The organism is Proteocatella sp. QWL-06 (assembly GCF_058684135.1).
Genome location: NZ_CM178755.1, coordinates 2,130,817 through 2,154,097, shown reverse-complemented (window position 1 = coordinate 2,154,097; position 23,281 = coordinate 2,130,817). Strand labels below are relative to the sequence as shown.

At 36.1% G+C, this 23,281-nt stretch carries 21 protein-coding genes; 20 read left to right on the top strand and 1 reads right to left on the bottom strand.

The features are described 5' to 3' along the window. Positions 1-180 precede the first annotated feature (180 nt). The 3 genes from AC4PGZ_RS10350 to AC4PGZ_RS10340 all read left to right on the top strand — a co-directional run bounded on the left by AC4PGZ_RS10350 (position 181) and on the right by AC4PGZ_RS10340 (position 6,781). Positions 181-2,292 (top strand): stalk domain-containing protein, encoded by a 2,112-nt coding sequence (locus AC4PGZ_RS10350; RefSeq protein ID WP_492158545.1) that lies wholly within the window; start codon positions 181-183, stop codon positions 2,290-2,292. A 244-nt stretch (positions 2,293-2,536) separates the two neighbouring features. Next, positions 2,537-4,738, top strand: coding sequence for a stalk domain-containing protein (locus AC4PGZ_RS10345; RefSeq protein WP_492158544.1), 2,202 nt, complete (start codon positions 2,537-2,539; stop codon positions 4,736-4,738). Between the two features lie 156 nt (positions 4,739-4,894). Continuing rightward, the gene (locus AC4PGZ_RS10340; RefSeq protein ID WP_492158543.1) at positions 4,895-6,781 is read left to right on the top strand and encodes an O-antigen ligase family protein; all 1,887 of its coding nucleotides are present in this window, start codon (positions 4,895-4,897) and stop codon (positions 6,779-6,781) included. A 99-nt stretch (positions 6,782-6,880) separates the two neighbouring features. On the opposite strand, the gene AC4PGZ_RS10335 is transcribed toward AC4PGZ_RS10340, so the two are convergent. Further along, a complete protein-coding gene (locus tag AC4PGZ_RS10335) occupies positions 6,881-8,266 on the bottom strand; it encodes an undecaprenyl-phosphate glucose phosphotransferase (protein WP_492158542.1) in 1,386 nt (461 codons plus the stop codon). A 269-nt stretch (positions 8,267-8,535) separates the two neighbouring features. On the opposite strand from AC4PGZ_RS10335, the gene AC4PGZ_RS10330 reads away from it, so the two are divergent. The 17 genes from AC4PGZ_RS10330 to AC4PGZ_RS10250 all read left to right on the top strand — a co-directional run bounded on the left by AC4PGZ_RS10330 (position 8,536) and on the right by AC4PGZ_RS10250 (position 23,270). Then, positions 8,536-8,736, top strand: coding sequence for a stalk domain-containing protein (locus tag AC4PGZ_RS10330; RefSeq protein ID WP_492158541.1), 201 nt, complete (start codon positions 8,536-8,538; stop codon positions 8,734-8,736). A 276-nt stretch (positions 8,737-9,012) separates the two neighbouring features. Next, a complete protein-coding gene (locus AC4PGZ_RS10325; RefSeq protein ID WP_492158540.1) occupies positions 9,013-9,390 on the top strand; it encodes a hypothetical protein in 378 nt (125 codons plus the stop codon). Between the two features lie 253 nt (positions 9,391-9,643). Next, entirely contained in the window at positions 9,644-11,479 is a 1,836-nt protein-coding gene (locus AC4PGZ_RS10320; protein ID WP_492158539.1) for a vWA domain-containing protein, read from the top strand. A gap of 17 nt (positions 11,480-11,496) precedes the next feature. After that, complete coding sequence (locus AC4PGZ_RS10315; RefSeq protein ID WP_492158538.1) at positions 11,497-12,951, top strand: NADase-type glycan-binding domain-containing protein; 1,455 nt, start codon at positions 11,497-11,499, stop codon at positions 12,949-12,951. A 15-nt stretch (positions 12,952-12,966) separates the two neighbouring features. Further along, positions 12,967-13,971, top strand: a complete 1,005-nt coding sequence (gene galE / locus AC4PGZ_RS10310; protein ID WP_492158537.1) for a UDP-glucose 4-epimerase GalE — start codon at positions 12,967-12,969, stop codon at positions 13,969-13,971. Further along, a complete protein-coding gene (galU, locus tag AC4PGZ_RS10305; RefSeq protein WP_492158536.1) occupies positions 13,971-14,864 on the top strand; it encodes a UTP--glucose-1-phosphate uridylyltransferase GalU in 894 nt (297 codons plus the stop codon). The genes galE and galU overlap by 1 nt, the downstream gene beginning before the upstream one ends. 189 nt (positions 14,865-15,053) lie before the next feature. Further along, positions 15,054-15,392 (top strand): helix-turn-helix domain-containing protein, encoded by a 339-nt coding sequence (locus AC4PGZ_RS10300; protein WP_492158535.1) that lies wholly within the window; start codon positions 15,054-15,056, stop codon positions 15,390-15,392. Between the two features lie 3 nt (positions 15,393-15,395). Further along, a complete protein-coding gene (locus tag AC4PGZ_RS10295) occupies positions 15,396-16,154 on the top strand; it encodes an ImmA/IrrE family metallo-endopeptidase (RefSeq protein ID WP_492158534.1) in 759 nt (252 codons plus the stop codon). Next, positions 16,147-16,458 (top strand): hypothetical protein, encoded by a 312-nt coding sequence (locus AC4PGZ_RS10290; protein ID WP_492158533.1) that lies wholly within the window; start codon positions 16,147-16,149, stop codon positions 16,456-16,458. Before AC4PGZ_RS10295 ends, AC4PGZ_RS10290 begins: the two co-directional genes overlap by 8 nt. A gap of 301 nt (positions 16,459-16,759) precedes the next feature. After that, positions 16,760-17,572: a DUF6602 domain-containing protein gene (locus AC4PGZ_RS10285; RefSeq protein ID WP_492158532.1), complete on the top strand. Its 813-nt coding sequence runs from the start codon at positions 16,760-16,762 to the stop codon at positions 17,570-17,572. Between the two features lie 286 nt (positions 17,573-17,858). Next, positions 17,859-19,271, top strand: a complete 1,413-nt coding sequence (locus AC4PGZ_RS10280; protein WP_492158531.1) for an ATP-binding protein — start codon at positions 17,859-17,861, stop codon at positions 19,269-19,271. A 240-nt stretch (positions 19,272-19,511) separates the two neighbouring features. Next, a complete protein-coding gene (locus AC4PGZ_RS10275; protein ID WP_492160268.1) occupies positions 19,512-19,646 on the top strand; it encodes an NAD-dependent epimerase/dehydratase family protein in 135 nt (44 codons plus the stop codon). 356 nt (positions 19,647-20,002) lie between these two features. Continuing rightward, positions 20,003-20,359, top strand: coding sequence for a VOC family protein (locus tag AC4PGZ_RS10270; protein WP_492158530.1), 357 nt, complete (start codon positions 20,003-20,005; stop codon positions 20,357-20,359). Between the two features lie 253 nt (positions 20,360-20,612). Then, positions 20,613-20,795 (top strand): hypothetical protein, encoded by a 183-nt coding sequence (locus tag AC4PGZ_RS10265; protein WP_492158529.1) that lies wholly within the window; start codon positions 20,613-20,615, stop codon positions 20,793-20,795. A gap of 2 nt (positions 20,796-20,797) precedes the next feature. After that, the gene (locus AC4PGZ_RS10260; RefSeq protein WP_492158528.1) at positions 20,798-21,022 is read left to right on the top strand and encodes a DUF3791 domain-containing protein; all 225 of its coding nucleotides are present in this window, start codon (positions 20,798-20,800) and stop codon (positions 21,020-21,022) included. A 111-nt stretch (positions 21,023-21,133) separates the two neighbouring features. Beyond that, positions 21,134-22,591, top strand: a complete 1,458-nt coding sequence (locus tag AC4PGZ_RS10255; protein WP_492158527.1) for a lipopolysaccharide biosynthesis protein — start codon at positions 21,134-21,136, stop codon at positions 22,589-22,591. A gap of 46 nt (positions 22,592-22,637) precedes the next feature. Next, positions 22,638-23,270 (top strand): DsbA family oxidoreductase, encoded by a 633-nt coding sequence (locus tag AC4PGZ_RS10250; protein WP_492158526.1) that lies wholly within the window; start codon positions 22,638-22,640, stop codon positions 23,268-23,270. Positions 23,271-23,281: the final 11 nt, after the last annotated feature.

Genomic DNA, 23,281 nt, shown 5'->3' with positions numbered 1-23,281 from the left:
AATATTAAATACTGTCTATATTATAACAGAAATACCGCGCTATTTTATTACAAAACGGTTAAGTTAGTTGTACAAAGGGGTTACTCCTGGCCAAAAACGAATAAAACATGGTACAATGGGTAAATAAACTAATGTGGCTTTGAAAATTTTTCAACATTTAATTTTAAAGGAGGAGAAATAATGAAAAAGAAACTATCTTTATTAATGGTAATGATTATGACCGCATCACTGCTTCCATTTTCGGCATTTGCCGCAGAGGATTCGGAGAATGTATATGTTACAGATGGAGCACCAAAAGTTGCTCAGTCCGATGACAACGAAGAAATCACAGTAGTGATAGATGTAGGAGACTATTCTTCACTAAAAGAAGGATATGTAAATTTCAAACTGAAAAACGCATATCTTGCAAACGTTAGCAATCCAGTTAGTTACAAACTCGTGCAATCGGGGAAAGAGATAACTACAGGTACAAATTTAAGATTCGAGACAGTATTCCAGCAAGCTCTAGGTGGTGGAGAAAACGAATTTGTAATGAAGGTAAGTGGAAATACTCTTGAAAATAAGGCAAAAGATAACATAAAGATATTTCTTATGATGAAACTCGATTTCAGAGAGTCTAAGCTAGGAGATGTAGATCTTGAAATAACAGATAGAGATCAGACAGGTGTAAAGAATCATAAAGAGACGATAGCTTATCAGGTTGGTGACATGCAAAGAGAAATGAATATAAGAGTAAATGATGATCGTATGAGAATTGGTAAAAATGGTGGAGCTTTATCTCCATTCATGATAGAGACCATGGACAGACTTGACTCGGTTACTTCAAATAATGAAGTTACAATAAGACTTTCAGAGGGAATAAGATTTGGCAAAGACACATTAGTAAAGCTTGACGATAAAGCTATTACTGCATCATATAACTCGGAAAGAACACAGATGAACATAACTGGTATAAATAGCGCAAACAAATTTTTAACAGTTATTCCAGTAATTGACACAAACAAAGATGTGCAATACAAAAACGCAGAAGTTACAGTGACGTATAAAGTTAGAGATAGAGAAACAGATAAAAAAACAGCTATAATAGGTGCGATAACAGATAATGCTCCTAATATAGAAGTGAAAGAGCAAGGGAAATCGGCAATACCTTCAATGCAAAGTTCACAGACGAAAACTGTAGAGGTTACTCTTTCAGGAATAGAAGAAACTTTCCCAAAAGGCGGATATATAGACTTTGATGCAAATGGAGTGGGAGTTGTATTCAAGAGTGTTACAGTCAAATCACCTAAAGGTCAGATTATGCTTCTGGGGGAATCAAATGGAAAAGAAGATAAAAACCTTATAAATGGAAAAGAAGTTTATAAGGATGGAAAGTTTTCAATAAAAACACTCAATTCAAGTGTGCAAAGTATAAGCCTCATAATGGAAATAACAGCAGATCCTGCTCAAAGTGGTAAGGCAACTATGGAGATATCATCAGATAGTTTTAGCATGAAGAAAGTTGAAATAGCAGATATATCATCAAAATTATTCATAGAAGCACCAATGACTTCTTTTGGTCAAAAAGGAATATCTTCAAAAACTAATGATATAAAGATAAGAGAATCAGAGCTAAGGACACTAAAGACAGGTGACAAACTTTATTTTTCATTGGATAATTCGCAAATGGGTTTTGATGACAGCAACGTAGTTATATCGGCGACAGGAGGATTGGAACTTTCAAAACCAAAACTTGATTCAGATTCTAACATGGTGCTTACCGTTTTAAGAGGTAGTCAAAGTACTGCTGCTACAATAAATATAACAGGAATAAAGGTGTATTCACTTGAGACAGTAGTGAGTGGAACTGCAAATCTCGAAATAAAAAATAATAGTGATGTAATATTTGATGCTCCTTACGTTACGATACTTGGTATAGCAAAAACTTCCACAGTATTTAAAATAGGGGATAAAAACTATGCGGTATCAGGGTTAGTTAGACAGGCAACAGAAGCACCATATATAAACAAAGGCTATACTATGCTTCCGGTAAGAGCGCTTGCAGATGGTCTTGGACTTTCCTCAAGCTGGAATAACGATACCAAAACCGCAACATTTTCAGATAAGACGAGAACTGCAGTTGTAAAACTCGGTGACTCGATTATGGTAGTAAATGGCATTGATTACAAACTTGCAGTACCTGCAGAGATTAAAAATGGGGCAACCATGATAGAGCTTAGATCACTTGCAACTGCGTTTGGTGTATCTATCGATTGGAACAATACTCAAAAAAAGGCCACTGTAACAAATTAATCAAAAATGTAATTGACCTGTAACACAACAATGTAGTATGATATGGTATAATGATTTAAGTAATATACTTATATCATCAAATTCAGTAAATTACAGTTTTGTTACATTTGACTTGTTATAATTGACATCACACGAGGGTGTTGATATAATTAAAAACGTAATATCGAGTAATTATACTGGGTAGGGGAGAGAGACCCCTTTAAACTCTCAAAAACATATTAAATTTTCGAGGAGGAAAAACACAATGAAGAAGAGATTATCTCTATTAATGGTGTTAATGATGATTTTATCATTAGTACCAATGTCTGCATTCGCTACAGCTGGTACAGTTCCAGGTGGTAGAGTAGAAGCAGATGACACTGATATTAAAGTTGAACAGGTATCTGTTAAACTAACACAAGCGGCTTACAATGACCTTAAAGAAGGAACAACAAAACTGACTTTAAGCGGTGCTGATTTCGCTAAAGAATTTACTGATCCTAAGATTGAAGGTGCTCCTAAGGTTGACTACGCTGCAAAGCAAAAAATATCATTTAATGCAAATGGTGCAAAAGGCGTTGTGGGAGTTACTACAGGTCAGATCGAAACAATTGATTTAGATTCTGACTTTGACAACATAGCGACTATCGATGTTCCAGCGGTTACTATGGGATCAGAAGATATGGATATGGTTTTAACACTTTGGGTTCTATTTGACGAAGCTGATGCTGGAGATGTAACTCTTGCAGTAGAAGAAGTTGATACTACTGGACTTAAAGTTGCAGATCCTATAAAAGTGGCTGTTGTAAAAGAAGGCCAAAGCTCAGATCTTAAAATGGTTGTAACTGATGCAACTAAAAAAATAGGTTTTGATGGTGGAAAACTTTCAAGAGTAGAAATCAAAGATTTCGACGGCACTAACCCGCTTACAAAAAAATTGGTATTAGAATTACCAGATTCATTTAACTGGGATAAAGATAATACTAAGATTTCTGTAATGGGAAGTGGTTTCGCAAAAGATCTTACTGATGACAACATACTAGTGTTAACTTTTGCTGATCCTGCAAATGCTAAATCAGTAGTTATTGAGCCAATTGTTACTGTTGATAAGAGAGATGCATCAAAAGGTGACATTAATCTTAAGGTAACTTCAAGAGGTGCTTCAAATCAAAAAATCGAATCAGTTGACGAAACAGTAGGTGTTTTAGCTGATTATGATGTAGCAATGACAGCTGTTGAAAAGAACAAAAAAGAAATACCAGCTCTATACGGTGGTGAAGAAGCAACAATAAAGGTTAAGCTTTCAGGAGTTGTTGGATCTTTCACAGCTAACAGAGACATCGACTTTACTATAAAAGGTGCTGATGTAACAACAGATTCAATAAAAGGAACAAAAGGTCTTGATAAAAATGCTAAAAACTTCGGAAAAGAAGATGATGGAACAGCCGAAGATGGTGAATTCACTCTTACAGCAAATGATAGCAAAGAGAAGACTCTTGAATTTGAAATGAAAATTAAAACTGATTATTCTCAATCTGGACCAGTAGTTCTTACTGCAGAGTCAAGAGATTTCGGAACAATTGAATGTGAAATTGCAAAAGTAACTCCTGCTTATACAGTAGAAATTGCAAAAGTAACTCCAATCAAAAAAGGTGAAAGTATAGCAACTGCTGATATAGTAATAAAAGAAGCAAAAGCTGGAATGTTTGATACAGATGAGTATATAGTAGTTAACTTAAGAGATCAAAACATATCTGGACTATATTTCGCAACAGATTACAAAATAGAAGCTACAAACGGAATGAAAATTGATGACAAATTAACAAAAGAAAGTTCAGCTAAAAAATCAGATGAGCAATCAATTGTAATTGATGTAAAATCAACTTCTTCAAAAGAAGCTGGAACAATAACAATTTCAAATCTTGTAGTAATGGCTTATGGATCAGCAGTAGATGGCGAAAAAATGCTTGACACTTATGTAACAGAAGCTACATCTTTCAGTAATGCAATAGATAAAACAGTAAATAATGATAAAAAAGATCCTGATTATACAATAGCATATGCAAACGTAGTTAAAGAGTACGGAGTTACTGCTACTACAACAGTATTTGTAATCGGATCAAAAACTTACACAGTAAACGGAACTCAAATGACTGCTAACGAAGCACCATTTGTAGCTGGTAAAGGTTATACTATGCTTCCAGTAAGAGCACTTGCTGAATCTCTTGGATTAAAAGCTGATTGGAATTCAAACACTAAGACAGCTACATTCACTAACGATTCAAAAGTTGCTTCAGTAGTTATAGGGGCTGATACAATGTATGTAAACGGAACTCCACTTAAATTAAATGCTAAAGCTGTAATCAAAAACGGTTCTACTTTCATAGAACTTAGATCTCTTGCTTCTGCATTCGGAGTAGAACTTCAGTGGGATGCTGCTACAAAAACTGTAACAATAATAGGATAATTATATCAATATAATAAATTTTAAAAAGAGAAGCCTTAGGGCTTCTTTTTTTGTGTTCACTCAGTATATACATACGCGTTAAAATAATGTATAATTAATAAGGATATAAATGTTGCAACTCATTTTGAATTAACTAATAATTATAGGAGTAAATATATGAACAATAAAGCAAATTATCAAAAAAAAATTGAGAAAAATAATAATGAAAGTACATATATAAAGCATATGATTTTTTTACCGATAGTATTGATGCTGGCAATTGTACCGCTTATCGTAAGGCTTAATATTATACCTCTTGATCCTTCTATTGGAATATTTTGGACAAGTAAAATTGAAACAGATATATACTGCTTCAGTAAGAGTGTAATGATAATAAGTCTGGCTGTTGTGATGTTGGTAAGTTTATTTTTTATGGTGAATAAATACAATCTCAAGATAGACAAGATTGCAAAGATAATATACGCATCAGTTGGATTGTTTGTAGTCCTTTCCATACTAAGTTTGTATACATCAGATTACAAGCATGTAGCTCTTTGGGGAGCACCTGAGAGACATGAAGGACTTGTTATGCATATGTGTTATATTACAATGTTTTTGTATACTTATTTTATAATGAGGAGTTCAGAGGATTTTAAGTACATAAAATATGCTTTGATATTTTTATCGTTGATAATGATAATAATTGGAATATCGCAAGTCATAAATAAAGATATTCTTACAAGTGATTTTATATATAACCTGACAACTCCAGACAAATATAAGGATATAGTTAAGCCAGTAAGTACTAATGGTCTTGTATACCTTACTCTGATGAATCCCAACTACGTAGGAAGCTACGCAAGTCTTATAATTCCGTTTTTTTCAGTTATAGCACTGTCAAATCATGAAAATAAAATACTTAGGACTATAATGGGAGTAATTGTAGTTGCCACATCATTAATACTGGTGAAGGCAAACTCTCAGGCGGGACTCGTAGGAGTCTCACTTGGAATATTGGCTGTAATTGCTATAAATTTCAAAATAATATTTAAAAGCAGGAAACTTCTTATTGGAACAATAGTGTGTGCAGTGGCTGCTACTGGCATTGCGAATACAGTCAGTCAGGGTCTTCTTATCCACAATACTGTGGATATAATTTTGGACGCAAAGACGCTGTTTGCAAACAAAGACTCTTATGTATATGACCCAACGTATGGGCTTCCTGTATATGATGTTAAGACTGATGGAAATGAGGCTAGAATAGAAACAGTAGATGGACAATTAAATCTTGATTTTAAGGATGATGCAACTATAGTGATCAAAGATTCTAAAGGGAATCTTGTTGAAAACAAATATAATAGTGAAGAAAAGAATTACACATTAACTGCACCATATGATAAAATGAAAATTTTAAAATCTAGTCAAAGTAACAGTTCGTATGCTCAAATTGCACTATATTATAATGAATTTACTTATTATCTTTTAGAGTGGGTTAAGGGTGATGGGGTATATCTTATAGATGCGCAAGCGAACAGATTTGAACTTGAAGTTGCTCCACACATTGGTTTTGAGGGAAGCGAGAAGGTCGGTTCGATGCGAGGATATATATGGTCGCGTACGTTGCCGCTTATAGCAAAAAAACCTCTTCTGGGATATGGACCAGACAATTTTCTTATGGCATTTCCACAATATGATATAGTCGCCAAGACTTATGCATATGATACTCCGTTCATGATAGTGGACAAACCTCACAACATATATCTCCTATATGCGGTAAACAGCGGAATAATAGCGCTTGGAGCGATGCTTGTCCTTTGGGGAGTGTATATCATAAAATCATTTAAGCTCTATGCTCTGAGGAAAGAGTATACAAAAGGTGAATACTACGGTATCGCATGTACGGTAGCAATAACAGGATATCTGGCTGCTGGATTTTTTAATGATTCTGTACCTGTAGTAGCACCAATTTTCTGGGTGTTGCTTGGAGCGGGTTATGCACTCAACTACATCAACAGTAGAGATCGGATGTCTGTTCTCTCTGTTAAATCGGGCAAAGGGCTTTAGAGACAGAAATTTTACCTTATTTGTACAAAAAAGCATGGATTTCCAGACGAGTTTTAATGCTCGGATTTCCATGCTTTTTATTTGAACTCTTTACGATTTTTATTTTTTTATTTTTTCGTCGTTCACCATTCCCTTGAACGCAGTCATGAATATGATCTTCATGTCAAACAGTGCGCTCCAGTTCTCGATATAGTAGATGTCGTGCTCTATCCTGCCCTTGATCGAAGTATCTCCCCTGAATCCGCACACCTGTGCCCAGCCTGTTATTCCAGGCCTCACCTGATGCTTTACCATATAAAGCGGTATGGTTTCCTTAAATTTATCTACAAAGTGAGGAAGCTCGGGTCTTGGTCCTACGAGGCTCATATCTCCAAAAAGTACGTTAAAGAATTGAGGAAGCTCGTCTATGGAGAATTTCCGCATAAAAGATCCAAATTTTGTTTTTCTTGGGTCGTTATTAGTTGTCCATCCTTTATTTTGCGCGTCATTCACTCTCATGGATCTGAATTTATACATTGTGAAGATGTTTTTGTTTAGTCCTACACGTTCTTGCTTGAATATTATCGGTCCAGGAGAAGACAGCTTTGTACCTATTGCGGCGAATATCATTATTGGCGATGAAATGAGTATAAGGGCTATTGATCCGGCTATATCCATGATTCTCTTTATTAGAGCGTTACCTATGTTATCAAGCGGGATTCTTCTCAAGTTAATCAGTGGGATTCCTTCAATTTCATCTATATATGGTTTGGTTGGCATGTATTTAGAATAGAAAGGAATCATGGAGACCTTAGTACCACTTTTTTCGCATACTTCGATTATGTCTTTAAGTTTTTTAAAATCTTCTATCTCAAGGGCGGCTACCACCTCGTCAAATATTATTTCATCAAGTATATTATCAAGGCTTTCAAAGCCACCATAATATTTATAGCCTTCAAGATTCTTTGAGTTAGAAACATAACCCATTATATTAAAGCCCAGAGACTTGTTTTTATTTATCGCCTGTATATAGTCTTTTGCCAGATCTCCGCTACCAACTATAAGGATGTGCTTTATATTAAAGCCTTTTTTTCTGTAGCTTCTGAGGACGGATCTGAGAGTAAAACGTTTTACTGAAGTAAGCGAAATATTTACAAAAAAGAAAATTACAAGTGCGAGCCTGGATAGATCTATTATTTTGAATACATAAAAGGCAGCAATGAAAATGAGTGCTCCTAAGATATTTGCCTTTATAATGAGACCGAGCTCCTTAAAAAACTGTTTGTTTCTGAAAGAATCATAAAGCCCAAATGTACTGTAAATTAGAAAATATATGGCGACCATAACGACTGATACTCTGAGGTAGTACGGTAGCATTAGATTTCCGGGAATTCCTTCGAGGACTTCAAATCTTAGTATGTAAGCAATAACAAGCGATATTACAATTACAGCTGCATCTGTAAATATGTTGATATAATTTAAAAATTTCTGATTTTCCTTTATCATGATTGATTCTCCCCATTGTTATAAATAGTGCCTTAATTATATCATATAAGGTATAAAAGTTCCATATACAGGATTTAAACATTAATTCAATAATTATACTAAATTGCAATAACAAATTTGAAAAACAAATATACAGCGCCTGTATTGATAAAATGATTGTTATATGGTTTACTTAATATATGTCACGTTAAAGAATAGTCTAAAGTAGGAAATGCATTGAAGAAAATAATAGCACTGTTAACGACTTCAGCTATACTTTTTAATCCAATATGCTCTTCAGCATATTCCAGACAAGCACACTGTTCCCGATAAAAGAACTTTCAGAAAAACTTGGTGGGAAAGTAACGTATGAACCTGAAGGAAAGAAAGGAATGATATTAGTTGAGACAGAGTTCACTGAGGCATTGTTACAGATAGGGAAGAATGAAGTAATAATTAACGGACATAAGGTTCCAGTAAGGCACGAATAGTATCCCATATATACAGATTGCGTAGGAGAGGAAGATGGCTATCAACTCCTACTTCCTTTCGATAGAGTTCATGAATACTTTGGATTAAATCTAAAGACGATGGCAAGAGCTGTAGTAGCAGGATCTGAACCTGGTAAAGATATTCTGAAGAATTTGACAGAAAAGTCAATAAAAAGCAGAATAGAAGCGGACAAAGAAACAAAAGCCTACATGCAAGACACTTCAAATCTTTACGAAAAAACAGGTACCCTATTTGAATAAGATGGAAACAAGCTTGTGGAGATATTGGTAGATAAGTATGAATTTATGTCAAGTGATAGAGCAATGGCCTATTATCAGAGAGAAGGAATATTTAATCCAGAATCATCAGAGATGCAGTTATCAATATATGAAGGATCTGTATTTATTAAGTTAATGTGCTTCGGTCCAGCTGAAAAAGGAAGATTAAAGTTTATATTAAGTAAAGTAATGACAGATAATGAAGCCAAACAGCTTTACATGACCGTGAACAACTTTGCAGCAGCAAATGACGAAAGTATATTGAAGAACATGAAAAAATTAGGAAGTAAAAGTATTGAGATGCTATATTCAGCGATGTATGGTAGTTTAATCATTCATATTAAAGATCCAAAATTAAAAATAAATCTAAATTAAATTACAGATATTAGCATACATGACAACTTCAGCATCCTGCCAGCTATACTGTGATATCAAGTTGACAAAAAAATAATTATACGATATCATTTTAATTATTTGAATAATACTATTTTTTCTAATCATAAAGGGGCGTAAATTAAATATGAATTGTAAAAATTGTGGCAAAGAGCTAAATATAAATGCCAAATTCTGTAAAAATTGCGGAGGGCAAGTATTAAATAATGAGATTGAAAATAATTTAGAGAATTCTTTGGATAATACTCCTGAAGTTATTAAAGATGATATCCAGATAAAAGAATATACACAAGAAGAACTGATTACGGAAGAATCGAAAATTGAAGAAATTGTGAAAAATAGTATTTTCAAGGATAAAAAGAAGATTGGAGTAATCGCGGTAGCAATAATAGTTCTTATTTCGGGACTATATTATTATATGGATAACAGCAGAAGAGTAGAAAATATAATGAAAGAAATAAACATTATAGATTCAAGGTTTGATGAATACATATTGTCAGGTGAAAATAAAGAGTCGTATGATCTTATTTCAAAGGATATAGAAAATATAAGCGAAAATAAGGACTTAAGTATTGTAAAAGACATATATTCTAAAATAAAGTCTCTGGAAGAAAATGTTATAAGTGAGAATACTCTTTTGTTAGATGAAACTATAAAAAAAGTATCAGAAAGAGATTTTTCTAGAGCCTATGAAGATGAGATAGTCAAATTAAATGAATACAAAACAGAGACAGAAAATCTTATAAAGGACGGAAAATTTGTAAGTGCGCAGAATGTTTTAGCTGAATGGGAAGATCTTCTGGATTATATTAATATTGAATATGATAATTATGAAGTACTGGTAAATCAGATAGATTTTTCTGAATACCCGAAGATAAAGACATACATAGAAATAAGAGACAGAGTGACAGGTGAGGTTCCCAAAAATATTGATCCGAGATTCTTTTATATATCCGAGAGAAGATTGAATGATATGGATTTTTTTAAAAAGACAGTCATGAGAGCTTCGCAGTTAGATCAGATTGAAAAACTGAATATAAATATGGTGGCAGATATAAGCGGCAGTATGGAGGGATACCCACTGGAATATGCAAAGAGCATGATGTCGAGCTTTCTGAATCGAGTTCAATTTTCGATAGGGGATATGGCAGAGCTAACAGGATTTGCTGATGGTGTTTATACATTAAAACCATTCACAAACAATGTTCAGGAACTCCAGATGGAGATAGACAACCTTTATACAGGTAATATGACTGCACTTTATGACGCATTATTTGCTTCGGTTAATACTACTGCAGTCCAAAATGGAGCGAAATGTGTAATTGCTTTTACAGATGGAATGGATAATTTCAGTATTTGTACACCGGATGATGTAATAGATGTTTCTCAAAGATATAATGTACCGGTATTTATTGTTGGGGTAGGAGATTATTTAGATGATTCGGATCTCAGGAGAATAGCGGAATCGACTGGTGGAGTATATTACAGCATAAATGATTTCGAAGACATAGGAAGCATATATGATGATATATACAGGCAGCAGAAGCAACTTTATCTGGTGGAATATGAAACTGATATACCGATAAATGATGTAAGCGACAGGATGATAGAAGTCAATGTTCAGACAAGAGAATATGGAGGAAAGTCGGAGCATGAGTTTAGACCTGCAATCCTTGGAGGTACGGGATCGCAACTTAATTATGAGGATGAGATAGACAAGCTGATAGCAGGATATCTGACTAATTATGTTTATGCTATAAATAATCATGATTATAGTTATATTGAGGAATATATTATTCCAGGCAGCAGTATAGAGGGGCAGGTAAAGCCGTATATAATGAAAGATATTAAGGAAAAGCTTCTTTCATTTGAAATACTTGAGAAGAACTTCAAAGATGAAAATACATGCATTGTAAATGTAAGAGAAACCTATGAAATACAGAACTATAAGGAACCGCTTCATATGAGAGCGCTGGAAGGCAAGCTTAAGGTTAAAAAAGATTCAAGCGGTAAATGGAAGTTAGATGATTTTGCAGCAAAATATAAAATAATTTCAAAAATCAATTACTAACAAGGAGAGAAAATGATATGTTTTGTGAAAACTGTGGCAAGAACATTCCGGAAAATAGTGAGTTCTGTGAAGAATGTGGATTAAAAGTATCAAGTGAATCTGAAGTAAGTGTGGAATCCGAATCAGAGGTATTAGAAACGAAAGAAAAATTAGCAAAAAAGCCTTTAAAAATGAATAAAAACTATTTAATTGGAATAGGGGCATTTTTTATTGTATTAATAGTTTCCGGGATATGTATGAATCTTATGTCAAATCCTGAAAAAACTGTAGATCAATTTATTCAGGCAATGAATGCACAGGATTTTGAGGCTCTATCAGAGGTGACTGAAATAAGCGACAGGAACATAGAACTTTCTGAACAGAATATTAAACCAATGTTTGAGCTTTATGCAGAAAAAGGAAAGCTTTACCAAAATATCAATGATTCATTAGAAGAAGATTTGAGAATCGTAGAGATGAGAGAAAAGCTGGAAGGCAACAAAATCGTAAACATATCATATGAAAACTACGTATTATTTAAAAAATATAAAATAGAAATCAATACAGGGAGTGCAAAATTCACTTCCAATCTTAGTAATACAAGAATCTCTTGTCCACTTGGCGAAACCAAAATAGTATCTCTAGGTGATGCGGCGATACTAAGCGGGTTATTACCAGGAAAATATGAGATCACAGCAGTAAGTGATCAGGAAGTATATGGGAATTTCAATATAAGAGAGACCTTGATGGTTGAAGACAGCAAAGAACAGGCTGTTGATATTGAATTTGATGTATGTTCATTAAATCTTATGAAACCAGATATTGACATTTCTTCAACAAGTATATATATAAATGATAAAAAATTAGATAAACCTACAGACAGCGGATATAGCTATGAAATTAAGCCACTTCCAGCAGGTGCCGTTATAAAAATGGAATGCAAAACTCCAAAAGGCACAGATTTAAGTTATAGTTATGTAGTTAATGGCAATGATATTGGAGATAAGGTTGTATATCCGGATTTCAGTCTGCCTATTTCAGAAATGAAAAACCAATATTATAAAGTAATATATTGGGATGATATATGGGATTCATCAAGACTTTATGAAGAAAATTTTGATTATACTCCATACAATTTAAATGATAGTAACATTTCAACTCCTTGGGTAGAAGGTGCATCAGGGTACGGAAAAGGAGAATATATAGTGTTTTCGAGCTTGTATGAAAGAGAAATAGTGCATATAGATTTAAATAACGGTTACGCTGAGAATACAAATTTATTTAATAAAAATGCATCTGTTAAAAAAATCAAGCTGGAATTTTCCGATGGAACAGAAATAGTAAAAGAATTGAAAAATACAGATAATACTCAGGATATAACATTAAACAGACCAATTAGGGCAGATTGGATGAAACTGACAATAATTGATGTTTATCCAGGAACGAAATTTGAAGATACTTGCTTAAGTGAAGTCAGAGTTTATGAAGCGTAGAAATGAGGTATCACAATGAACATATTAGTAACCGGCGGCCTGGGATTTATAGGAAGCCATACAGTCGTAGAACTCATAAAAAATGACCATAATGTAATAATCGCAGACAATCTTGTAAACTCAAAGGTCGAAGTACTGGACAAAATAGCCAGGATAACGGGAGTAAAGCCGCTGTTTTACAAGCTTGATGTTACGCATATAAAAGAGACTGAAGATTTGTTCATAAGCCATAAAATCGATGGGGTGATACACTTTGCAGGCCTCAAGGCAGTGGGAGAATCCGTATCGGATCCGCTTGGATATTATTACAACAATCTTGTATCCACAATGATTGTAAGCGGCATGTGCATAAAGTACGGCGTGAGCAGATTTGTATTCAGCTCTTCTGCTACGGTTTATGGAGATCAGCCTTCTCCTCTGAGAGAGGATATGGAGCTTGGAAAAACTACAAATCCATATGGTGAGACTAAGGCTATGAGCGAGAGGATACTTGCTGATACGGCTTATGCAAACAAGGGATTTTCTGTGTCGCTGCTGAGGTATTTCAATCCGGTTGGAGCTCATGAGAGCGGACTTATCGGAGAGGATCCAAATGGAATCCCAAACAACCTCATGCCTTTTGTCACAAGGGTAGCCAGAGGGCAGCTCGATAAGCTGAGCATATTCGGTAATGACTATGATACTGTAGACGGGACAGGAGTACGTGACTACATCCATGTAGTGGACCTTGCAAAAGGACATGTCAGCGCCATAGAAAAGATGGACTCCGGCGTAAGCGTATACAATCTTGGAACAGGAAGAGGGACTTCGGTATTAGAGATCGTGAATGCCTTCATCAAGGTTACGGGTGCAGATGTCCCATATCAGATTGTCGGAAGGCGTCCTGGGGACATTGCCGTGTGTTTTGCTGATGCAGGCAAGGCTGAGAGGGAGCTTGGATGGAAGGCTGAACTTGGAATTGAAGAGATGGTAAGGGATGCCTGGAGATTTGAACAGAAGAATGCAGGGGGTATTTTATAATGAAAGTAAGAAAAGCAGTAATACCGGCAGCAGGACTTGGGACTCGCTTCCTGCCAGCTACAAAAGCAATGCCAAAGGAGATGCTTCCTATAGTTGACAAGCCGACTATACAGTACATCATAGAAGAGGCAATCGCAAGCGGCATAGAAGAAATCCTTATAATAACTGGAAAGAGCAAGAGAGCCATAGAGGATCATTTTGACAGATCCGCAGAGCTTGAGGCAGAGCTTGAGAAGAAGAAAAACGATGAGCTCCTCAAGATAGTAAAAGACGTATCAGAGATGGTAGACATCCACTATATCCGCCAGAAGGAAGCCAGAGGGCTTGGGCATGCCATATACTGCGCGAGGACATTTGTAGGGAATGAGCCTTTTGCGGTGCTTCTTGGGGATGACGTTGTGTACAATGAGGAAGTGCCATGCCTGAAGCAGATGATGGACTGCTATGATGAGTACCAGACATCAGTGCTTGGCGTTCAGACAGTCAGGGACGAGGATGTATGCAAATATGGAATAGTAGACGGCAGCAGGGTGAGCGACAAGGTATATACGGTAAAAGACCTTGTAGAAAAACCAGCCGTACATGAAGCCCCGTCAAATGTAGCGATACTGGGCAGATATATAATCAATCCGGGGATATTTGACATACTTGCAGAGACAAAGCCGGGAAAAGGCGGAGAGATACAGCTTACAGACGCCCTCAAAGAACTTGCGCTCAAAGAAGACATGTACGCCTACGACTTTGACGGCAAGAGATACGATGTAGGAAACAAGCAGGGATTCCTCGAGGCAACAGTAGAGCATGCACTAAGGCGTGAGGATCTCAGGGACGAATTCCTGGAGTATCTCGTGAAGGTGGTTGAGAAGGAAACTAGAGCACTAAAGGGTATATAAGATATAATACGGGCATTGTTAGTTGGTATAGCGATGCCCTTTTTAAGGAGAGCATGTGTCGGAATATTCTGACAACGAGTCGTTCCGCTTCTTTAATACCGGCACTACGCTATGTCATAATTTATTTAAAATATTAGGTTGCGTTTATGACAAGGCTGACATATAATATAGATAAGAGGAGGTGTAGTTATGTTAAATTTAGAATTAGTTGCACAAAGATTTAGTGAATTGCGAAGTAGAAGTGGTTTTACACAAAGCGTTATAGCTGAATATTTAGATGTTGATCAAAGCTATATTTCAAAATGTGAAAAAGGTGAAAGGCAATTTAGCGTGGATATACTGGATAAAGCGGCAGAGCTTTTTGGATGCAGTATGGATTATTTTGTGAATGAGTCTAGTGAGTTTGTACAAATGCCAATAGCTCTTAGAGCAAAAAATATCACAGTTGAGGATTTAAATACGATAGCTGCCATTAATAAAATAGCACTTAACTTAAGATTTATGGAAGGTTTACTTGAGGGGGAATAAAATTTGAAAGAGAAAATTGAATTAAACAGTGAAGCTGTAAATTTAAGAAAGCAATTTGACGAAGACTCTAATTCCCCAATAGATATATTCTCTCTTATTCATAATAACGATGATTTAACAATAGTGTTTTATCCCATGAGTAGTAGATTGAGTGGTATTTGTATTAGAGATGGAAAGAATAAAATCATCGGAGTTAATTCCAACGCAACTTATGGTAGACAGCGTTTTACAATCGCACACGAGCTTTATCATCTGTTTTTTCATGAAGATTTTAAAAGTATAGTTTGCTTTACAGATCTTGAAATGAACAAGGATTCCCAGGAGAAGGAAGCAGATATGTTTGCTTCTTACTTTTTAGCTCCTTATGAAGCGTTATCTTATTTCATTAAAAATAAACTTGGGAAAGAAAAACAAGAACTCAATATAGAAGATGTAGTAAAAATAGAACAGAACTTTGGTATAAGCAGGCAAGCCATGCTATGGAGATTAATAAATGATGGATATTTAAATCAAACTAAAGCGGACACTATGAAGACTGGAGTAATACATTCAGCTAGAAGACTTGGATATGATGATAAATTATATACACCCACTCCAGAAGATAAGCAGTATGCTACTTTTGGAAAGTATATTAAACTTGCTGAGGAACTTAAAAACAAAGATGCGATATCCCATGGTAAATATGAAGAAATTTTACTAAATGGATTTAGAGGGGATATTTTATATGGTTCAGATTTAAACGAGGAAGACGTGTATGACTGATAAATTATTTTTCGATACAGATTGTATCTCTGCCTTCTTGTGGGTGAAGGAAGAGAACATTCTATTTAAACTATATCCGGGAAAAATAATATTACCTAAACCTGTATTTAGTGAATTATCTAATCCTAGCATTCCACACATAAAGCGTAAGATTAATGAACTATGTTTAAGTGGGGATGTTTCTACAAAAGAAATATTAGTAAATACAGAAGAATATAAACTTTACTGCGAGTTAGCAATTTCACCGCCTAAAGGGGAAAAAGTAATTATAATTCATACTTCGCACATGAATATTATTCTATGAACCTTGAAAATTCAATATTTGACAGAAATCAACTATCTTAGATACACAAACCAAGACACTTTTTCGTTAATGAAGGAAGTGCCTCAAAAAATGAATACATAAATTGCTCTATCCAGCTGACCTGATGTAAGCGAAAGCTTATCTGTTAAAGTTGATAAAAATACATTCATAAGCATTTGAAATGCCTGCATCCAATTTATGTCAGTGGACCATATGTCTATTAGTATGTTGAGTATTATGGAGTGAAATATTAAAATAGGAGAGTATGATATAGTTGTGACCATATCATACAAATGGTTTTATGAATGCAGTAATTGGAGCTATATTTGAGAATATGCAACAAATAAAAATAATATTTGAAGAAACGCATGAAGCATTTAGAAAAGATACAAAAAATACGGGTGATAGTAAGGAAGTTACTATTAAACAATTTTTGGAAAGCTTCTTTCCAGCTTCATATGTCATAAATAAAGGACAGATATTTAATTTGGAAATGTGTTCGCAAGAAATAGATTGTGTAATAAAAGCACCTAATCATCCAGTCCTTTTAACACCTAAGAGAGAAGTTATTTTAGCGGAAGGTGTGTATGCTGCAGTGGAAATAAAACCTGATATTTCAACCCTAACAGTAACATCTGAATTTCATAGGGGGTTGGGACAAATTCAATCAGTAAAAAGATTAAAGAGAACCTTACCTATACTTTTCACAGAAGGATATGTTCCTGAGGATCTTCAAACAATACCCTGTGTAATATTTTCAAAGAAGTCAAGGAATGCAGAATCTATGATTGACTATATGAAAAATTGTGTATTGAATGAGACTATTAAATTCAATGAATTACCTGACTTGATTGTAACGCTTGATAATGGAATAATATTTCATTCATCACATATTGAAAAAACATTGTTTAAAGAATGGGTTAAACAACAGTCTAGTGTGAATGAGGGTGAAAAATATGTACATCTTAAAACTAGTGAAGAAACTACATTAGGTATGTTCTTGCTCATATTACTTTGCTTCAAAAGTCCAGAGCCTTTATTAAATGAACACATTATTAAAGAGTATATAAAAAAAGGACTTAGTGATATTGCGTTCAATGTCATCGAACCATAAAACATTATTAAAAACCTCTGATTCCTAAGAAAATGACGTTGACTGTCAATAACTTACTTTTTTAATGCATGCTTCGATGCAGGTGCAAAGAGTTTGTTATTACCAATTGCATCAGCCGTTGATATACCAACAGTAACAATGGATTTGTTTTAAAAATTTCAAGTATCATTTTATAGTAGTCCAGAAGATGCAGTGTTTAATGTGCTTGGGATTAGTTAAAATTTAACAAGGAGAGTGTTTTAATGAACTCAAATCAATATTTAAAAAGTTTAGTGTCTGAATAACTTTGCTCTCAAATGAAACTGAATGGGTAGAGTTTAAAGTTAATAATAAAGAGCCTCAACTAATAGGTGAGTATATCTCAGCATTAAGTAATTCAGCTGCTCTTGAAGGAAAGAAATATGCTTATTTATTATGGGGAGTTGACGATAACACTCATGAAATAATAGGAACAAATTTCGAGCCAAAAAAATTAAAAAAAGGTAATGAAGAATTAGAAAACTGGCTATATAGACTGATTTCACCAAAAATTAATTTTAAATTTTATGAAGTAGATATAGATTCAAAAAAAGTAGTTCTTCTGGAGATTGAGAAGGCAATTGAAAAACCTGTTCAATTTAGTGGAATAGAATATATTAGAATTGGATCGTATAAAAAATTTCTTAAAGAATTTCCAGTTAAAGAGCGTGACCTTTGGAGAAAATTTGATTTGAGCTCTTATGAAGATCAAATTGCGAAAGCAAATATGGATGAAAGTGAATTACTTAATTTATTAGACTATCCGTCTTACTTTGATTTAATGGATATTCCACTGCCAGAAGAACGTAAAACGATCATAATGAAATTAGCTGAGGAAGAAATAATTAAAAAAAATGATTCGGGTAGCTGGGATATAACTAATTTAGGTGCAATTCTATTTGCAAAAGAGCTATCAAAATTTAAATTTTTAAAAAGAAAAGCAGTTAGAGTAATTCAATATAAGGGAAATAGCAGGATTGAAACAATTAGGGAAAAAGAAGGCAGCAAGGGGTATGCTGTAGGATTTGAAGGACTAATAAGCTATATTGATAATATGCTTCCAAGAAATGAAATAATAGGGAAGGCATTACGAAAAGAACATCCAATTTATCCACAGCTGGCAATTAGAGAGTTGGTAGCGAATGCGATTATCCATCAGGACTTCTCAATAAGAGGAACTGGACCAATGATAGAAATATTTTCAGATCGAATGGAAATAACAAACCCTGGGGTACCTTTAGTTGATATTGAGCGATTTATTGATACACCACCTAAGTCACGTAATGAGTCATTAGCATCATTTATGCGACGCATGGGAATTTGCGAAGAACGTGGTAGTGGATTTGATAAAGTAGTGTTTGAAACTGAATTTTATCAATTGCCAGCTCCTGTTGTCGAAGCATATAGCGAACATACCAAGGTGATTTTGTTTGCACATAAAGATTTCAAAGTAATGACGAAAGAAGAAAAAATACATGCATGTTATTTACATTCATGTTTGAAATATGTTACCAGAGATTATCTTACGAATGCCTCTCTTAGAGAACGTTTTGGATTAGACTCTAAAAGTAGCGCTACAGTATCAAGAATTATAAAGGATTCTCTGGAAAAAGGTGTAGTAAAATTAAAAGATCCAGAGACGGCACCAAGATATTATAAATATGTTCCATTTTGGAGTTAAAGTTTAACTTTAACTTGCTGGTAACTTGCAGAATGGATATAAAATCAATAAGTTTATTAGTATAATGTAGATTTTGCAATGTGTTTGTATTGATAAATTAAACTAATCTAACTTGCTGGTAACTTGCACAGCATTTTATAGAATTTGATTATTACGAAATTCCGGAAATTCCGTGCCTGTCACTAACTTAAAATCAGTTAAATATAATCCGGGTCGAGATGGTTTTTTTAAAATAACTGAATCAACAACAATTTTGTATCCACCATGATTGTAAGCGGCATGTGCATAAAGTACGGCGTGAACAGATTTGTATTCAGCTCTTCTGCTACGGTTTATGGAAATCAGTCTTCTCCTCTGAGAGAGGATACTTGCTGATACGGTTTATGCAAACAAGGGCTTTTCTGTGTCGCTGCTAAGGTATTTCAATCCGGTTAAAGATTGGTAAACTTGATAGACAGACATGATAAAGGGAATTGTTACCTGGTATAGCGGTGCCCTTTTTAAAAAACACATGTGTCAGAATGTTCCGTTAAATACCAAGGGTGTTAACAAGAATGAAAATTATATGCATATTTTTATTTGATATGTGCATAAAATGGTAATAAGATTATGCACATAAAATAAGGAATTCTCTGACAGGGTAGAGGCTGTCGCTGTGGATAAATGGATACATCATAAAAGTAGGATCCGGGTATATAAAAAATGGATAGAAAAGAAAAGAGGTATTTGCCATGCACATCAAACATATAACAATAAGAGTCAAGGATATGGAAGAATCGATACAATTTTATGAGATGATTACAGAGCTGGCTATGTCCCGTCGCTTTACCGAAGGATCTGCAGAAATTGCATTTCTGACAAATGGCGAGGGTGAAACTGAGATTGAGCTCCTCTATATAACAGGAGGGCAGACGTTTGAAGGTAAAGGTATGTTCATCTGCTTTGAGACAGACAAGCTGGATGAGATGCACAAGCTTGCCCAGGATAAAGGACTTAATCCATCTCCTGTACAAATCCCTGGCGATGGCACCCGCTATTTCTATGTTTATGATCCGAACGGAGTGTCTATACAGCTGAGAGTATTTTAAGAGTATTGTACGTTAGTGCCAAACGGTGAGGAATGGACTCTTGAAACAAGTCCTGCTGGAGTTTTTGGCAGACGCTTTAACAAGTATATAAAATCCTTTGATTCAGGCATCAAACATGTAACAGAGAATCAAAATGTACGCCGTGCTGTTTACAAAATCGAATGAATGGAGCCCCAGATACAAAGATAAGAAATTGGGTGGGGTATAATATAAATTACAGGAGGTAAGATGATGAGCGAATCGTCTGGTTCAAATGATTGCACAGGAACTTAATATTTCATCAAAAGATGCATTAGATATGCTTTATTCATCAATGCTCTATGAGAAACTTGAGAAAGAAGAAACAAAAGTCTGGCATCTAAGCGTACCAACTCTGTATAGCCTTTTGATAGAAGAAAAGTTGACAGGGAAAATAACATTCCCAGAGGAGGCATAGCGATGAATGAGAAAATAGATTTTTTAGTATATTGTATAGAAAATTATAAAAATACTAAAGGCCTTAAAGGCAGAGAAGCTATAGATATTTTTAACAGATACAGAGTGATAGATTATATCGATGCGAGCTATGAAGCACTTCATACTACTGGCAAAGATTATATTGTAGAGGATCTTGATATTTATATTGAAGCAAGGAAGAAATTGGATTCTGGATATGAACATTAGCCGAATAGAATGTCGGTGAGAACGTCGGTGAGAACGTCGGTGAAAATGTCGGTGAAAATGTCGGTGATAATCTAAAAAATGAATTTCAGTTATGAATGAGGTGATTTCCTTATGACATCGCAGCACACAAAGTCAAATATCATATCCTCTCTCTTCTGGAAGCTGATGGAGAGGGGGGCTGCGCAGGGGATTCAGCTGGCTGTTCAGATCGTCCTTGCGAGGGTGCTAGCGCCAGAGCAGTTTGGGACTATAGCCATAGTGATGGTCTTCGTGAATCTGGCTCAGGTATTTGTTCAGAGCGGGTTCAGCACGGCTCTCATACAGAAAAAGGATGCGGATTCAGAGGATTTCTCGTCAGTCTTCTACCTCAGCCTTGCTGTAGCGGGGGTCTCATATGTCATAATATTCATCTGTGCGCCATATATTGCGAAGTTTTACGCCATGCCGGTCCTTGAGCCGGTGCTCAGGGTGATTTCGCTCAATCTGTTTGCAGGGGCCTTTAATTCGGTGCAGAATGCGTTTGTAGCAAGAAACCTTCTTTTCAAAAAGCTGTTCATGAGCAGCCTTGGCGCTGTCCTTATCTCGGGTACGCTTGGCGTGGTTGCTGCATACAGGGGATTTGGGATATGGGCGATAGTCATCCAGCAGCTGGCCAATCAGGCAGCGGTCACTGCTATAATGTGGTTTACAGTGAGATGGAGGCCGGAGCTCATATTTTCGATCTCAAGGGTGAGGGAGCTGTTCGCGTTTGGCTCAAGGCTCCTCATATCCAAGCTTATTGAGACCCTATACCGGGAGCTGAGCACTCTCATAATCGGCTGGATGTACACGTCTGATACACTGGGATACTACAGCAGAGGGCAGCTGTTTCCGCAGCTGGTCGTGAGCAACATAGACGGCTCCATACAGTCGGTCATGCTGCCTGCTCTGTCGGCTCATCAGGACAATCAGAAGAGGGTGAAGGAAATGATGAGAAGGGCGGTCGTGTCGAGCTCATTCATCGTGTTTCCGATGATGATCGGCATGGCTGCAGTCGCGGAGCCTCTCGTTAGGATAGTGCTTACGGACAAATGGCTGCCGGCGGTGCCTTTTATGCAGATCTTCTGCTTTCTTTATATCCTGACGCCTGTCCACACGGCGAACCTGCAGGCGATAAATGCCATGGGCAGGAGCGATGTGTTTCTGAGGCTTGAGATGATAAACAAATCCTTAGGGATTGTGATACTGCTGTTGAGCCTTCCTTTTGGGGTGTATGCCATAGCGGCAGGTCAGGTTTTTGCAGGCATGACAGCGTCCTTTATAAATGCCTGGCCTAACAAGGAGCTGCTGGACTACAGCTACAGGGAGCAGCTCGTGGACATACTTCCTGCGCTTCTTATCTCTGCGCTCATGGGAGCAGCTGTATATCTGCTGGGATTTCTGGATCTTGCAGTGTGGCAGAGGTTTTCTGTTCAGGTCATCTGCGGGATACTTATCTACACTGCCCTTGCAAGGCTGTTCAGGATAGAGAGCTACATTTATCTCAGGGATACGATGAAGCAGCTTGTCAGAGGCAGAAATGACCAGTAATAGTTTATGTAAATATTATATATGTAAATAAGAGGAGGAATTTTGTATGAGCAAACTTAGCATAGAGTTTTTTCATGATGTGATCTGCAGCTTCTGTTTTCCGATGTCCTACAGGATGCGCCAGATCGAGAAGCTGATGCCGGATCTGGAGATAATCCACCGCTCCTTTGCGCTTGTGAGGGAGGAATATGATTTTGATGTGATGTTTGGCTCAAGGGAAGAGGCAAAGGAAGAGATCCTCAGCCACTGGGAGCATGCGAACGAGAATGATGACCTGCACAGGTTCAACATAGCAGGAATGCGCAAGGCGGATTTTCTGTTTCCGGGGTCTATGAAGGGCCTTCTGGCGTGCAAGGCGGCTTATCTTGCGGGCGGGAGCGCTTCCTACTGGGATGTATTTGATGCGCTGCAAAATGCCCTGTTTGTAAGGAGCCTGAACATAGGCGATCAGGAAGTCATAGAGAGCGTAGTCAGGGAGACCGGCACTGATTTTGAGGCATGGAAGAGGTATTATGAGGCTCCGGAGACTCTGGAGGCTGTGGAAGCAGACCTTCTTCTTGCGGAGAGATACGGCGTAAGAAGCGTGCCTCACCTTGTCATAAATGGAAAGCATCATGTAAGCGGGGCCATCGAGCTTGATCAGATAATCGAGGCTCTCGGGAGCATAAGTATAGAATAATTGGTTGGAAG

Excerpts from the sequence above, each read along its gene's own strand:
- AC4PGZ_RS10285 (WP_492158532.1), top strand. The coding sequence starts at position 16,760 with ATGAATGCAGTAATTGGAGCTATATTTGAGAATATGCAACAAATAAAA.
- AC4PGZ_RS10335 (WP_492158542.1), bottom strand. The coding sequence starts at position 8,266 with ATGATAAAGGAAAATCAGAAATTTTTAAATTATATCAACATATTTACA.
- AC4PGZ_RS10290 (WP_492158533.1), top strand. The coding sequence starts at position 16,147 with ATGACTGATAAATTATTTTTCGATACAGATTGTATCTCTGCCTTCTTG.
- galE (WP_492158537.1), top strand. The coding sequence starts at position 12,967 with ATGAACATATTAGTAACCGGCGGCCTGGGATTTATAGGAAGCCATACA.
- AC4PGZ_RS10300 (WP_492158535.1), top strand. The coding sequence starts at position 15,054 with ATGTTAAATTTAGAATTAGTTGCACAAAGATTTAGTGAATTGCGAAGT.
- AC4PGZ_RS10270 (WP_492158530.1), top strand. The coding sequence starts at position 20,003 with ATGCACATCAAACATATAACAATAAGAGTCAAGGATATGGAAGAATCG.
- AC4PGZ_RS10350 (WP_492158545.1), top strand. The coding sequence starts at position 181 with ATGAAAAAGAAACTATCTTTATTAATGGTAATGATTATGACCGCATCA.
- AC4PGZ_RS10345 (WP_492158544.1), top strand. The coding sequence starts at position 2,537 with ATGAAGAAGAGATTATCTCTATTAATGGTGTTAATGATGATTTTATCA.
- AC4PGZ_RS10265 (WP_492158529.1), top strand. The coding sequence starts at position 20,613 with ATGATTGCACAGGAACTTAATATTTCATCAAAAGATGCATTAGATATG.
- AC4PGZ_RS10315 (WP_492158538.1), top strand. The coding sequence starts at position 11,497 with ATGTTTTGTGAAAACTGTGGCAAGAACATTCCGGAAAATAGTGAGTTC.
- AC4PGZ_RS10330 (WP_492158541.1), top strand. The coding sequence starts at position 8,536 with ATGCTCTTCAGCATATTCCAGACAAGCACACTGTTCCCGATAAAAGAA.
- AC4PGZ_RS10250 (WP_492158526.1), top strand. The coding sequence starts at position 22,638 with ATGAGCAAACTTAGCATAGAGTTTTTTCATGATGTGATCTGCAGCTTC.
- AC4PGZ_RS10260 (WP_492158528.1), top strand. The coding sequence starts at position 20,798 with ATGAATGAGAAAATAGATTTTTTAGTATATTGTATAGAAAATTATAAA.
- AC4PGZ_RS10340 (WP_492158543.1), top strand. The coding sequence starts at position 4,895 with ATGAACAATAAAGCAAATTATCAAAAAAAAATTGAGAAAAATAATAAT.
- AC4PGZ_RS10255 (WP_492158527.1), top strand. The coding sequence starts at position 21,134 with ATGACATCGCAGCACACAAAGTCAAATATCATATCCTCTCTCTTCTGG.
- galU (WP_492158536.1), top strand. The coding sequence starts at position 13,971 with ATGAAAGTAAGAAAAGCAGTAATACCGGCAGCAGGACTTGGGACTCGC.